The organism is Streptomyces sp. NBC_00873 (genome assembly GCF_045207415.1).
Classification (GTDB): Bacteria; Actinomycetota; Actinomycetes; order Streptomycetales; family Streptomycetaceae; genus Streptomyces.
In genome coordinates this window covers 1128057-1142171 of the sequence record NZ_CP108803.1, presented here as the reverse complement: position 1 = coordinate 1142171, position 14115 = coordinate 1128057, and the positions used below count along the sequence as shown (strand labels likewise).

At 67.6% G+C, this 14115-nt stretch carries 7 protein-coding genes and 1 pseudogene; 7 read left to right on the top strand and 1 reads right to left on the bottom strand.

All coding sequences use genetic code 11. The features are described 5' to 3' along the window. The first annotated feature begins 2 nt into the window (after positions 1-2). The 4 genes from OH809_RS05365 to OH809_RS05350 all read left to right on the top strand — a co-directional run bounded on the left by OH809_RS05365 (position 3) and on the right by OH809_RS05350 (position 3242). Entirely contained in the window at positions 3-428 is a 426-nt protein-coding gene (locus OH809_RS05365; RefSeq protein ID WP_406385127.1) for a hypothetical protein, read from the top strand. A gap of 65 nt (positions 429-493) precedes the next feature. Beyond that, the gene (locus OH809_RS05360; RefSeq protein WP_406514891.1) at positions 494-1279 is read left to right on the top strand and encodes a carbohydrate ABC transporter permease; all 786 of its coding nucleotides are present in this window, start codon (positions 494-496) and stop codon (positions 1277-1279) included. 2 nt (positions 1280-1281) lie between these two features. Then, on the top strand, positions 1282-2304 hold the full coding sequence (locus OH809_RS05355) for an ABC transporter ATP-binding protein (protein WP_406514890.1): 1023 nt from the start codon (positions 1282-1284) through the stop codon (positions 2302-2304). Between the two features lie 125 nt (positions 2305-2429). Further along, positions 2430-3242 (top strand): carbohydrate ABC transporter permease, encoded by an 813-nt coding sequence (locus OH809_RS05350; RefSeq protein ID WP_406514889.1) that lies wholly within the window; start codon positions 2430-2432, stop codon positions 3240-3242. 127 nt (positions 3243-3369) lie between these two features. On the opposite strand, the pseudogene OH809_RS05345 reads toward OH809_RS05350, so the two are convergent. Continuing rightward, positions 3370-3537 (bottom strand): annotated as a pseudogene (locus OH809_RS05345) (site-specific integrase); the annotation flags it as partial. Between the two features lie 162 nt (positions 3538-3699). Between OH809_RS05345 and OH809_RS05340 the strand changes: the two are divergent. The 3 genes from OH809_RS05340 to OH809_RS05330 all read left to right on the top strand — a co-directional run bounded on the left by OH809_RS05340 (position 3700) and on the right by OH809_RS05330 (position 13965). Further along, positions 3700-4176, top strand: coding sequence for a carboxypeptidase-like regulatory domain-containing protein (locus OH809_RS05340; protein ID WP_406514888.1), 477 nt, complete (start codon positions 3700-3702; stop codon positions 4174-4176). A gap of 840 nt (positions 4177-5016) precedes the next feature. Further along, positions 5017-9132 carry a carboxypeptidase regulatory-like domain-containing protein gene (locus OH809_RS05335; RefSeq protein ID WP_406514887.1) on the top strand — a complete coding sequence of 1372 codons (4116 nt, stop codon included), beginning with the start codon at positions 5017-5019 and terminating at the stop codon, positions 9130-9132. A gap of 705 nt (positions 9133-9837) precedes the next feature. After that, the gene (locus OH809_RS05330) at positions 9838-13965 is read left to right on the top strand and encodes a S8 family serine peptidase (protein WP_406514886.1); all 4128 of its coding nucleotides are present in this window, start codon (positions 9838-9840) and stop codon (positions 13963-13965) included. Positions 13966-14115: the final 150 nt, after the last annotated feature.

Genomic DNA, 14115 nt, shown 5'->3' with positions numbered 1-14115 from the left:
CAGTGCTGATCACCGCAGGGGCCTGCGTAGCCCTGCTGACGGCCTGCACCCCTACCACGGCAAACACCGAATCCGGGCCCGGCTCGGCAGAAGACGCTGCCATCTGCCCGGTTCCCAGCCCGGCAGCCAATATCTCGGACCTACCGTCCGGGTTCAAGGTCGGCGACCTCGGCGTGGTCACCACCGTCCGCAAGCAGCACGACTTCACCTCTATGGTGATCTCCACCCGGGAATCGATCCGGGAGGCCTTCGGACACGTGCACAAGCTGGCGGACCAGGCCGGCTTCACCGTCCTCAGCTCGCAGAATGACGGTATCGACGCGGAGATCTTCGTCAAAACGCCCCACGGCCAAGGGTTCGTCGGCATGAGCGAGGGGTCGTGCGGCCAGGTAATCGCGATCGTGGAACTACCGGAGCCCCCGAAATGACAGTGCATCAGGAGGCGCGTGTACGACGACGAGCCCGACTTCGTGGCAGCACGGCAGGACGGGCCGTGGCAGCCTGCATGGTCGGGGTCGTGTTCTCCTTCCCGCTGGCCATCATGGCCGTCGGCTCGCTGCGCAAGCCCGGACTGCCGCCTCCTGGCGGGCTCGAACTCCTGCCGGACGTGCTCTGGTCGGGGAACTACGAGACCGCTGCCGGGCTGATCCCGCTCGGCCAACAGCTGCTGAACTCGGTCCTTGTCGTGTCAACCGCGGTACCGGTCACCGTACTTGTCGCCTCCTGGGCCGGGTTCGCGATCGCCATGGCGCGCCCCGCCGTACGACGCCTGCTGATCGGCATCGCGCTGGTGATGCTCAGCATGCCCGCGTCCGCCATGTGGGTGCCGCGCAAGGTGATGCTGGAGCAGCTGGGGCTGACCGACCACGCCCTCGTCGTCGCGCTGCCCGCGGTCATGGGAACCACACCGTTCTACGTGCTGCTCTTCGCATTCGCCTACCACCGCATCCCACGGTCCCTGTATGAGGTCGCGGCAGTCGAACAGGCATCGGTGTTCCGTATCTGGAGGTCGGTCGCATTCCCACTCGCCCGGCCGACCATGTTCGCCGTGGCCGCGCTCGCCTTCGCCTCCTACTGGGGGAACTTCATCGACCCGCTCATCCTGCTCACCACGGAGGAGGACTGGCCGCTCGCACTCGGCCTGCGCGCCCTCTCCGCACTTGAGCCGACACTGCATCCGCTCTACATGGCAGCAGCCGTCATGGCCACCGCCCCCGCCGCGCTCGCCTTCCTCGCCGCACAACGATCGCTCGCCCCCCGCCGCAACTTGGAGACATGACCATGGGCATCGCAATCCACGGTGCGCACAAGTCCTACCGTTCACGCCGTAAGCAGCCCATCGCCGCCCTGACCGAGGTCGATCTGCACGTGGCCAGGGGCGAGCTCATGGTGGTCGTAGGACCGTCAGGTTCCGGAAAGAGCACTCTGCTCAGAGCGACCGCCGGACTCGAGGCACTCGACGCCGGCCGAATCGAGATCGGCGGACGCGACGTCACGACGGCCGCACCGGGCGATCGAGACATTTCCCTGGTCTTCCAGGACTACGCACTCTTCCCCCATCTCACCGTCGCCGAGAACATCGCCTTCGGCCAGCGCGCCCGAGGCGTGCCCAAGACCCAGATCACCACCGACGTCGCCCAGGCCGCAACCATGCTCGGCCTCACCGATGCTCTGGCCCGGTACCCCCGCGAACTGTCGGGCGGAGAACGCCAACGCGTAGCACTCGCCCGGGCCATGATCCGCCGGCCCAAGGCCTTCCTCCTCGACGAACCTCTCGCCAACCTCGACCCCGACCTGCGACTGCGCACGCGAGCCGAAATCCGCGAACTCCAGCGCCGTCTGGGCGTGTCGATGCTTTACGTCACCCATGACCAGACCGAGGCACTTGCTCTGGGCGACCGTATCGCCGTCGTGCGAGCAGGCCGCATCGAGCAGGTGGGCACACCTGACGAGCTCTACTCGCGCCCGAGCACGGCATTCATCGCACGCTTCATCGGAACTCTGCCGATGAACCTGCTGCCACCCGAAGCGCTGGGCCGCGAGAACGGTCCCGTGACCGGCATCCGACCTGAGCGCACACACCTGGCACAGGCCGGACACGGGCATCTGACGGGACGCGTCACCACCGTGGAGCCAAACGGCGAAGAGACGGTCCTTCACGTCGTGTGCCCCGACACCACGCGCATTCTGGTCAGGGTGCCGTCCTCGACCGGTGTGCCCCGGCCCGGAAGCGAGACCGGCATCACCTGGAGCAATGCCGACGAGCACCACTTCGCTTCGGCCGAAGGACCGCGCACCGCATGAACGAACAAGACTGCCAACCCACTCGGCCCGCCCCTCACCGCAGATGGGACAGGGCGCGCACACCCTCACTCAGACATCGGCCGACAGCACTGGCCCTGCCATGGCTCGCCGCCACAGCCCTTCTGGTGGGCGTCCCACTCATCGGCTCGGTATGGCTCGCCTTCACCGACTACTACGGCTTCGGCGCCCCCTCATTCACCGGCCTCGACAACTGGCACCGGCTCGCCACCGACGAAACCTTCTGGCACTCTCTCGCCAACTCGGCCAAGATCGCGGCCATAGCCATACCCCTGCGAACCGCACTCGCAGTCGGTTGCGCGCTCCTGCTCCACCGCCGCAGCAGCGTGAACAGCGCCGCCCGCACCGCGGTATTCCTGCCGTCCATCATTCCTGACGCGGCATGGGCTCTCCTGTGGCTCTGGCTGCTCAACCCTCTTTACGGGCCGGTACCTCTCACCCTCGAAGCATTCGGCCTCCCCTCACCCGGCTGGTTCACCGACCCCGCTGCCGCACGAGGCGGACTCGCGCTCGTCGTCTCCCTCCAGATGGGCGAGGGTTTCCTCGTCGCCCTCGCAGCCCGCCGCCTCCTGCCGGACTCCCTGTACGAAGCCGCCGCCATGGAAGGCGCGGGACGCACCTTCACCTTCAGACGCATCACGCTGCCGTTGATGGCACCGATCCTCATATTGCTCGCACTGCGGGACGTCGTCCTCCTCCTGCACACCACGTTCATCCCGGCCCTGCTGATCACAGCCGGCGAACCGCACTCCGCGACACTGGTGGCACCGCTCTACGTCTACCGCCGCGCATTCCTGTACGGCGAGCTCGGGTATGCCAGCACCCTCTCGATCACGCTGCTGATCACCGCTGCCGCCGTCGCGGCCGCTCAGCTGATCGTTCTTCGCCGTACGCGCCTTCTCGAGCTGCTCCGACAGTGAGGATGTGACGTGGTGACGTCGCTGGCGCCCTCTCTGACAGCCTTGACTGAGACGCCCGCTTTGCCAGGTTGGGCTGGAAGGGCGAGACAGGAGTACACCCCGGCATGGCCAGCACCACCCCCCGTAGCAGGCGGTCCTCGGCGACGTAGTCGAGGAACTGACCGGACTGCTCGGGGGTCCAGACCATGACCGGCGAAGGCTTCTCACCGGTCTCCTTCCACCGCGCGATGCACTCGTCGGTCCAGACGAGGGCCTTCGGCTTGGTGCCCGGCAGCAGCTCGACGTGTGCTCGCGGCCGGGGTCGACATCGAGGTTGTCTCCGAGGCCCTCGGCCACTCGGACACACGGGTCACCGGCGACATCTATCAGGCTGTCTTGGACGACCCCGCCCGCGACGCCGCAGAGAAGGTCGTGCAGCTCGTGCCTCGGGCGCGTGAGCCCCACACGGTGGTCCAGGATGCTGAGGCTGTCAGTGGACAAGACCGAGATGACGCTTCAGCCGGGCGAGGGCGTTGATGTCGCCGTGAGTTTCAACGCGAACGTCGCCGCAATCACACAGCCGGGCACGTTCACCACGCGGCTCACGATCGGCGCGAAGACCCCGTACAGGATCGCGCCGGTGCCGGTGACGTTCGTGGTGAATTCGCCCAAGACCTGGGGAAAGATCACCGGGACAGCCACCGGGGTCGGCTGCACCGGCACGTCGGCGCCGCTGAGCGGAGCGACCGTGCAGATCAGTTCGAAGACGGCGAGCTACACGCTGAAGACCGACCAAAGCGGTCAGTACGTGTTCTGGCTCGACGTCAGCGACAGCCCACTCACTGTGGTCGCGGCCAAGGGCGGCTGGGCGCCACAGACCCAATCGGTCAAGATCAAGGCGGGTGACGCGACCACGGCCGACTTCTCTCTCGAACCCGACCACACCTGCACCTGATCTGACGCACCGTGCGGACCGGGCCCGGCCCCGGCCCGCACGGACAGGTCGCGGCCCCGCCACCGATCCGATGGCGGGGCCGTGACCCTTCTCGGCCGTCCCCGGTCTGCCGCGGGCGGGTGTGAGCACGGCAGAGGGTCCCTGGTCGCCGCCCAGCCGGACGCACACCTGGCCGGGGGCAGTCGTCCCGGCCAGGTGTTTTTGCATGTTCAGGGGATATCGAGCCGCCGGGCGTCTGCATGATTCGACATTCGTCGGGCTGGCGCTGGGATCGTCCCGACATTCAACCGATGACGGAGCTGTGCCGCCGGCCGTAAAGTCCGCGCGGACCTGTCGTCCGGCAGAAGGGGCGAGCAAATTCTCGTGCACCGTTTCTTGTCGAATCCCTCGTGTCCCCGAGCACCACCTCGGGGCTAGAAAGTGCCACCCCCGTCCGGTTGGTCCAGCTTCTGGAAGCACGGTAATGAACATATTCTCGCGTTTCGTTATCGCATGAGGAGTGGCGAGGGTCACGATTCGTGAGCACGTGCTGGAACCTGCCGTGGACTATGGCGGCGACGGAAAGACCGACATGATCTCGGCCGAAATCATCCGGCCGAAAAGCTCCCCGTGATCACGGACCCAATTCCGTACTACAGCACGCTGGGCCGCGGAAACGAGTCGCAGCTGAGGAAGTACGGCTGAGCCGAGATCTGCCTGATTTAAGAATTCACGATTCGGGTTTGCATGCACCGCCTAGGAGAGCTGTACATGTCTCATCCCCCCTCCGCGAGACCATCCCGCCGCAGGCCGCGTCCGGTCGCGTTAAACACGACCCTCGGACGCGTCTGCGCGCTGATCGTGGCGCTCGCCGTCACCGCACTCACGGTGATCGCTGTGCCGACCGCGGCCTCCGCCTCCACCACCACCGCCTCCGCTACCTCCGCCAAGAATCCTGTCCCGACCACGAAGGCCGCCGCCTCGTCTGGCCGGCATCCCACCAATCAGGTGTGCGCCAAGCCGTCAAAAGCCGGTGAGATGTCGTGCTTCGCCATGGTCCGCACCGATGTCGTCGCGGCGAAGGGTCTCCAGGCTGATGCCGCTCCGGCCGGTTTCGGTCCGGCCGACCTGCAGAGCGCGTACAACCTGCCCTCTGCCGGATCCACTGAGACGGTCGCCATCGTGGCTGCGTACGACAGCCCGAACGCAGAGGCGGACCTGGCCGTCTACCGTCAGCAGTACGGGCTGCCGCCGTGCACCACGGCCAACGGTTGCTTCAAGAAGATCGACCAGCGCGGCGCTACCAGCTATCCGCCGGCGAACTCCGGGTGGGCCGCGGAGATCGCGCTGGACGTCGACATGGTCAGCGCGACCTGCCCGACCTGCAAGATCCTGCTGGTCGAGGCCGACAACAACAACCTGGACAACCTCGGCCCGGCCGTGAACCAGGCGGTCGCCCAGGGCGCCAAGTACGTCTCCAACAGCTGGGGCGGTTGGGAACTTTCCAGGAACCAGAGCGACGAAGCCTTCTTCAACCACCCCGGTGTCGCGATCACCTCTGCCAGCGGTGACAGCGGTTACCGCGTCGCATACCCGGCCTCGTCGCAGTACGTGACGGCGGTCGGTGGCACCTCGCTGGTCAAGGACACCTCCACCACCCGCGGCTGGACCGAGAGCGCATGGAGTGGTTCGGGCAGCGGCTGCTCGAGGTACGTGCCCAAGCCGTCGTTCCAGCAGGACACCGGCTGCGCGCGCCGTACGATCGTGGATGTGTCCGGGGTCGCGGACCCGAGCACCGGTGTGGCGGTCTACAACGGCGGATGGCAGGTCTTCGGCGGCACCAGCGCGGCCGCCCCGATCATCGCGTCGGTCTACGCGTTGGCGGGGACGCCTGCGGCGGGTTCGGCGCCCAACTCCTACCCGTATGTCCAGCCCTCCGCGCTGAATGATGTGACGTCTGGAAGCAACGGAAGTTGCACGCCTGCGTACCTCTGCAACGGAGGGCCGGGGTATGACGGGCCGACCGGGCTCGGCACCCCGAACGGGCTCGCGGCATTCCGCCCCGTTCCCTCCGGGCCGCGCGGCACTGTCGCGGGTACGGTGACCGACGGCAGCGCTCCGCTGGCGGCGGCCAAGATCACCGTGGGTGACGTCACGGCGACGACGGACAAGCAGGGGCATTACACCTTGACCGCGCCACCGGGAACGTATGACGTCAGCGCGAGCAAGTTCGGGTACGCCGGCAAGACCGTTTCGGGTGTCGCGATCGCCGACGGGCAGAAGGTGACCGAGAACTTCGCGCTGACCGCGAAGCCGAGCGTCAACGTCACCGGTACGGTCCATGACGGTTCCGGTCACGGCTGGCCGCTGTATGCGGCCGTGCGGGTCAAGGGCGAGCCGACGGCGGTTGCCTACACCGACCCCAAGACGGGGAAGTACACGCTGAGTGTGCCCGTCTCCGACACCTACACCCTGCAGGTCGACCCGGTGTATCCGGGTTACAAGCGGGATTCTCGGGATGTGCAGGTGGGTTCGGCGGATGTGACGCATGACGTCAACGCGCCGGTCGACCAGACGACCTGCACTGCCGCCGGGTACGGCTTCCACTACAACGTCACCACCGAGTCGTTCGACGGCACCACAGCGCCGGCGGGCTGGACCGTCGACGACAAGCTCGGCAACGGCCAGACCTGGGTGTTCAAAGACCCCCGTAATCGCGCCAACAGGACCGGCGGGTCCGGCGGCTTCGCCGTCATCGACAGCGATTACTACGGTCGCGACGGTTCACAGGACAGCTCGCTGATCAGTCCGGTCATGGACTTCAGCCAGCGAGCCCAACCGGTCCTGACGTTCCGCACCGACTACAACGGCATAGTGTCCCAGACCGGGGACGTCGATCTCAGCGTCGACGGCGGCCAGACGTGGAACACCGTCTGGCACCACGCCAACGACAGAGCCTGGGGGCCGCGGACCGAGCTCGTGGACCTGTCCCGGGCCGGCGGCAAGGCCGGCGTCCAGGTGAGGTTCCACTTCACCGCCGATTGGGGCCTGTGGTGGCAGGTCGACGACGTCTCCCTCGGCGACCGCACGTGCGATCCGGTACCGGGCGGCCTGGTCGTCGGCCGGGTGACGGACAAGAACACCGGGGCCGGGATCAACGGTGTCACGGTGACCTCGGCCGACAAGCCCGCGGAGAAGACGACCTCGGTGGCGACGCTGAACGACCCGAACCTGGGCGACGGCCTCTACTGGATGTTCTCCTCGCTCACCGGGGAGCACACCTTCTCCGCCACGGCGGCGAACTCCTACAGCGCACAGGACATCACCGTCAACGTGGCCCCGGACCAGGCATCTGACGGTACGTTAGCCCTGCCCGCACCCCGGATCGAGGTCCCGGCCCAGCTCAGCAAGACCGTCGACTGGCAGGGCCAGGGCAGCTCCACCATGACCTTGAAGAACACCGGAACCGCCCCGGTGACCGCCAAGATCAGTGAGTGGCCGGGCGGCAACCAGCCCGCCGCGGCGCAGAAGGGCGCTCCGCTGCAGGAGGTGAAGGGAGACTACAGCCCCGTGCCGTTCCGGCCCGGCAAGACCGGACGGGCGGCGGCCGCCAAGCCGTCGGCGACGCCGTACGCGGCGCCGTGGACGACGGTGGCCGACTACCCCGTACCGGTCATGGACAACGCTGTGGCGACCATCAATGGCAAGGTCTACTCGGTCGGCGGATTCGACGGCACGTACTTCCTCGACAAGGCCTATGTCTACGACCCGGTCGCCCAGGCGTGGAGTGCTCTGCCGAACCTGAGCGTCGCCCGGGAGGCGCCGCAGGCCGCCGCCTACGGTGGCAAGCTCTACGTCTTCGGCGGCTGGGACACACACGGGCAGCCGCTGGCCAAGACCGAGATCTACGACCCGGCGACCGGCGCCTGGTCCACTGGCGCCGACATGCCGAAGCCGTACGCCGGCGGCGCCGTGACCGTACTCAACGGCAAGATCTACATCGTCGGCGGCTGCTCGGCCGGGTCCGAGTGTGGCAAGAAGGATGTGCAGGTCTACAATCCGGCGGCGAACTCCTGGAGTTCGGGCGCGGCGTATCCGGAGCCGACCTCCTGGCTCGGCTGCGGTGCCATCGCGGACAAGCTGTACTGCGCGGGCGGGTTCGGCGTCGGCGGCGCGCACGCCTACAGCTACGACCCGGCATCCGCCACATGGACTCGCGTCGCCGACCTGCCGATCGACCTGTGGGGGATGGGCTACTCGGTGTCAGCCGGCAAGCTCCTCGTGTCCGGCGGCGTGACCAACCGCTCCACCACGCTCACCAACCAGGGCTTCGCCTACGACCCGGGTTCCGATACCTGGGCCGCGCTGCCCAACTCCAACAACGCTGTCTTCCGCGGCGGCTCCGCCTGCGGCTTCTACAAGATCGGAGGCTCCGCCGGACGCTTCTACGGTTCTGAGAAATCGGAGCTGTTGCCCGGCCATGACCTGTGCGCCAAGGCCGATGCCCCCTGGCTCTCAATGGACAAGACCGAGGTGACGATCCAGCCGGGCGAGAGCGTTGACGTCAATGCGAGTTTCAACGCGAACGTCGCCGAGATCACACAGCCCGGCACCTTCGCCGCGGAGCTCACGGTCAGCGCGAAGACCCCGTACGGGGCGATCCCCTCGGTGCCGGTGGCGCTCACGGTGAACCCGCCCAAGACCTGGGGAAAGATCACCGGGACGGTCACCGGGGTCGGCTGCGACAGCACGTCGGCGCCGCTGATCGGAGCGACCGTGCAGATCACCTCGAAGACGGCGAGCTACACCCTGAAGACCGACCGGAAAGGTCAGTACGCGCTCTGGCTTGACGTCAGCAACAACCCGCTCACGGTGACCGCGTCCAAGGACGGCTGGAAGCCGCAGACCCGATCGGTCGAGATCAAGGCGGGTAAGGCGACCACGGCCGATTTCCCCCTCGATCAAACCTGCAGCTGATCTGACGCTTCGTGCGGGCCGGGCCGGGCCCCGGCTCGCACGGACAGGTCGCGGCCCCGCCACCGATCCGCTGGCGGGGCCGCGACCCGTTTCGGCCGTCCCCGGTCTGCAGCGGGCGGGGTTGGCACGGCAGCCGGTCCTTTTCGCCGCCCGGCCGGACGTCGACCAGGCGTACGGCGACGTGGTGGGCGCCGTGCCGAGTTGGCCGGGGTCATAGGTCGCTGGGCACACCTGGCCGGGGCAGTTGTCCTGGCCAGGTGTTTTTGCATGTTCAGGGGGATGTCGAGCCGCCGGGTGTCTGCGTGATTCGACATTCGTCGGGCCGGCGCTGGGATCGTCCCGACTTTCGACCGATGACGGAGCTGTGCCGCCGGCCATAAAGTCCGCGTAAACCTGTCATCCGGCAGAAGGGACGAACAAAGTCTCGTGCACCGTGTCCTGTTGAACCCCTCGTGGTCATGGACGCCAGTCCGTACTACGGCACGCTGCGCCGCGGAACGAGTCGCAGCTGAAGAAGTGAGCCGAGATCTGCCTGATTTAAGAATTCACGATTCGGGTTTGCATCCCTGTAGGAGAGGTGTACATGTCTTATCCCCCCTCCGAGAGACCATCCCTCTATAGGTCGCGTCCGCTCGCGTTGATCACGACGGTCGGACGCCTCTGCGCGCTGAACGTGGTGCTTGCCGTCGCCGCAGAGGAGCTTTGATGTCAGTGATTGCACGTACCCGGCGCACCCTCAGGGTTGCGGCCGCGGTCACCGTCGCGGCCCTGGCGCTTGGCGTCGGTCCGGCGCTGCCCGCGACGGCGGCGAGCCAGGCAGAAGGCACGATCAAAAACGCGGGCGCGCCCGGTGCCATCAAGGATCGGTACATCGTGATCCTCGGCAAGGGTGCCGACGCCGACTCGCGCAAGGGCAAGGCGCTGGCCGCCAAGTACGGTGCCAAGGTCAAGAGGACCTACGGCACGGCGCTCAACGGCTATGCCATCGAGCTGACGGAGAAGCAGGCCAAGCGGTTCGCCGCCGATCCGGCCGTGGAGTCCGTCGTTCAGGACGCGACCGTCAAGGCGACCGGCACCGGCCCGAGCGGCACTCAGCCCGACCCGCCCTCGTGGGGGTTGGACCGGATCGACCAGCGGGCCCTGCCGCTCGATAACAGCTACACCTACGCGGGTACGGCGGGCGGCGGAGTCACGGCCTACATCATCGACACCGGTGTGCGCATCAGCCACGAGGACTTCGGCGGCCGCGCCAGCTACGGGTACGACTTCGTGGACGGCGACGACATCGCCGCGGACGGCCACGGCCACGGCACGCACGTCGCCGGCACGGTCGCGGGCTCGTCGTACGGTGTTGCCAAGGCAGCCAAGATCGTCGGGGTACGCGTGCTCGACAACAACGGCTCCGGCCCCATCTCCGGCGTCATTGCGGGCGTGGACTGGGTGACCGCCAACGCCGTCAAGCCCGCGGTGGCCAACATGAGCCTCGGTGGCGATGCCAACGCGGCGCTGGACACCGCTGTCCGCAACTCCATAGCCTCCGGGGTCACCTACGCCGTGGCGGCGGGCAACGAGAACACCGATGCCGCCACCAAGTCCCCGGCCCGCGTGACCGAGGCCCTCACCGTCGGCTCCACCACCGACGGCGACGCCCGCTCCGGCTTCTCCAACTTCGGCAGCACGGTGGATGTCTTCGCGCCCGGGTCATCCATCACGTCGGCGTGGTACACCGGCGACACCGCCAACCGCATCATCTCCGGCACGTCGATGGCGTCCCCGCACGTGGCCGGAGCAGCAGCGCTCTACCTGGCGGACAACCCCTCCGCCACCCCCTCGCAGGTCGCAGGGGCGGTGACCTCCTCAGCCACCACCGGAGTGGTGACCGGCCCGGGCACCGGTTCCCCCAACCTGCTGTTGAACGTCGAGGCGTTCCGTTCCGGGCCGCGCGGCACTGTCGCGGGTACGGTGACCGACGGCAGCGCTCCGCTGGCTTCGGCCAAGATCACCGTGGGTGACATTACGGCGACGACGGACAAGCAGGGGCACTACACCCTGATCGCTCCACCGGGAACCTACGACATCAGCGCGCGCAAGTTCGGATACGCCGGCAAGACCGTTTCGGGTGTCGCGATCGCCGACGGTCAGACGGTGACCGAGAACTTCGCGTTGACCGCGAAGTCGCGCGTGAACGTCTCCGGTACGGTCCATGACGGTTCCGGTCACGGCTGGCCGCTGTATGCGACGGTGCGGGTCAAGGATGAGCCGACGGCGGTCGCCTACACCAACCCCAAGACGGGCAAGTACACCCTGAGTGTGCCCGTCTCCGACACCTACACCCTGCAGGTCGACCCGTTGGATCCGGGTTACAAGCGGGACTCTCAGGATGTGCAGGTGGGTTCGGCGGATGTGACGCATGACGTCAACGCGCCGGTCGACCAGATGACCTGCACTGCGGCCGGATACGGCCCCCACCACGACGGCACCACCGAGTCGTTCGACGGCACGACAGCGCCGTCGGGCTGGACCGTCGACAACAAGCTCGGCAACGGCCAGACCTGGGTGTTCAACGACCCCGGCCGGCGCGGCAACGAGACCGGCGGGTCCGGTGGCTTCGCCATCATCGACAGCCAGCGATACGGCCTCGACAAGTCACAGGACAGCTCGCTGATCAGCCCGGTGATGGACTTCAGCCGGCGAACGCACCTGGCCCTGACGTTCCGCACCGACTACAACAGCGTCCCGGGCCAGACCGGGGACGTCGATCTCAGCGTCGACGGCGGTCAGACGTGGAACACCGTCTGGCACCACACCACCGACAGCGCCCGGGGGCCGCGGACCGAGGTCGTGGACCTGTCCCGGGCCGCGGGCAAGGCCAACGTCCAGGTGAGGTTTCACTTCACCGCCAGCTTTGGGTGGTGGTGGCAGGTCGACGACGTCTTCCTCGGCGACCGCACGTGTGACCTGGCACCGGGCGGCCTGGTCGTCGGCCGGGTGACGGACAAGAACACCGGGGCCGGGATCAACGGCGCCTCGGTGACGTCGGCCGACAAGCTTGTGGAGAAGACGACCTCGGTGGCGACGCCGAACGACCCGAATCTGGGCGACGGCTTCTACTGGATGTTCTCCTCGCTCACCGGGGAGCGCACGTTCAACGCCACGGCGAACTCCTACAGCGCACAGGACATCACCGTCAACGTGGTCCCGGACCAGGCATCTGACGGTACGTTCGCCCTGCCCGCACCCCGGATCGCGGTCCCGGCCCAGGTCAGCCGGACCGTCGACTGGCAGGGCCAGGGCAGCTCCACCCTGACCTTGAAGAACACCGGAACCGCCCCGGTGACCGCCGAGATCGGTAAGCAGCCGGGCGGCTACCAGCCCGCCGCGGCGCAGAAGGGTGCTCCGCTGCAGGAGGTGAAGGGACACTACAGCCCCCTGCGATTCCGGCCCGGCAAGACCGCGCAGACGGCGACCGCCAAGCCCTCGGCGATGCCGTACGCGGCGCCGTGGACGACGGTGGCCGACTACCCCATGCCGATCATGGACAACGGCGTGGCAACCCTCGACGGCAAGGTCTACTCGGTCGGTGGATTCAACGGCACGACCGCCGTCAACAAGGCCTACGTCTACGACCCAGGTACCCAGGCGTGGAGTGCCCTGCCGAACCTGGGCTTCGTCCGGGATGCGCCGCAGGTGGCCGCCTTCGGTGGCAAGCTCTACGTCTTCGGCGGTTGGGGCCAGGACGGGAAACCGGTCGCCAAGACCGAGATCTACGACCTGGCGACCGGCGCCTGGTCCACTGGCGCCGACATGCCGAAACCGTACGCCGGCGGCGCCGTGACCGTGTTCAACGGCAAGATCTACATCGTCGGCGGCTGCACGGACGCCTGCGGCAAGACGGACGTACAGGCGTACGACCCGGTGTCGGACTCCTGGAGTCCGGGCACGGCGTATCCGGAGCCGATCTCCTGGCTCGGCTGCGGCGCCATCGCGAACAAGCTCTACTGCGCGGGCGGATCGACCCCGGTCAGCGCCACCAAGCACGCCTACAGCTACGATCCGTCGTCCCACAGCTGGACCGCCGTTGCCGACCTGCCGACCGACCTGTGGGGGATGGGCACCTCGGCGGCAGACGGCAAGCTCCTCGTGTCCGGCGGCGTGACCAACGACTCCACCACGATCACCAACCAGGGCTTCGCCTACGACCCGGGTTCCAACGCCTGGACCGCGCTGCCCAACTCCAACAACACCGTCTACCGCGGCGGCTCCGCCTGCGGCTTCTACAAGATCGGAGGTTCCCCCGCAGGGTGGGACGCGGCCAAGAATTCCGAGCTGCTGCCCGGCTATGGCCAGTGCGTCGCAGTCCCCTGGCTCTCGGTGGACAAGACCGAGGTGACGATCCAGCCGGGCGAGAGCGTTGACGTCGACGTGAGTTTCAATGCGAACGTCGCCGAGATCACCCAGCCGGGCACGTTCACCGCGCAGCTGTCGATCAGCGCGAAGACCCCGTACGAGATCGCGTCGGTTCCGGTGGCGCTCACGGTGAACCCGCCCAAGACCTGGGGAAAGATCACCGGGACGGTTACCGGGGTCGGCTGTACCGGCACGTCGGCGCCGCTGACCGGAGCGACCGTGCAGATCACCTCGAAGACGGCGAGCTACACCCTGAAGACTGACCGGAACGGTCAGTACGTGCGCTGGCTCGACGTCAGCAACAACCCGCTCACGGTGATCGCGGCCAAGGACGGCTGGGTGACGCAGACCCGATCGGTCAGGATTACGAAGGGCATGGCGACCATGGCCGACTTCTCTCTCAAACCCGACCGCACCTGCAGCTGATGTGACGCTTCGTGCGGGCCGGGCTCGGCCCCGGCCCGCACGGACAGGGCTCGGCCCCGGCGCGCACGGACAGGGCGCGGCCCCGCCACCGATCCGATGGCGGGGCCGTCACCCTTTCTCGGCCGCCCCCGGTCTGCAGGGGCGTGGATG